At 44.6% G+C, this 327-nt stretch carries 1 tRNA gene; it reads right to left on the bottom strand.

Annotated features, from left to right (window positions below):
- Positions 1-227 precede the first annotated feature (227 nt).
- Positions 228-302: transfer RNA gene (locus H6A34_RS14715), tRNA-Val, on the bottom strand.
- Positions 303-327: the final 25 nt, after the last annotated feature.

The following is a 327-nucleotide window of genomic DNA, read 5'->3' as shown; positions in this document are numbered from 1 at the left end:
GCTGAAAGATGAAAGATGTTTACGGAAAAATGTTTTATGAATGTCTGCAAAGCTTACATTCATTGGTAGTTAAAGGGGTAAAGTAGTCCTTATACCGAACTCACGTAATATTAGTAGACAAGGGATAAGCAGACGAGCAGTCAAGTCATATCTCCTTGTCTGCTCGTCTGCTTGTCCCTTGTTACTAACAAAAATCCCGTCACACAATGTGCAACGGGATTCTTGAGTGGGCGTAGAGGGATTCGAACCCCCGACCCTCTGCTTGTAAGGCAGATGCTCTAAACCAGCTGAGCTATGCGCCCTTACTTGTCGTAAGCGGTTGCAAAG

Origin of the sequence: Marseilla massiliensis, from assembly GCF_016899855.1 — a bacterium.
Taxonomy (GTDB): domain Bacteria; phylum Bacteroidota; class Bacteroidia; order Bacteroidales; family Bacteroidaceae; genus Prevotella.
Note: the sequence above shows the minus strand (reverse complement) of the source record. Positions and strands in the feature narration are given on the sequence as shown.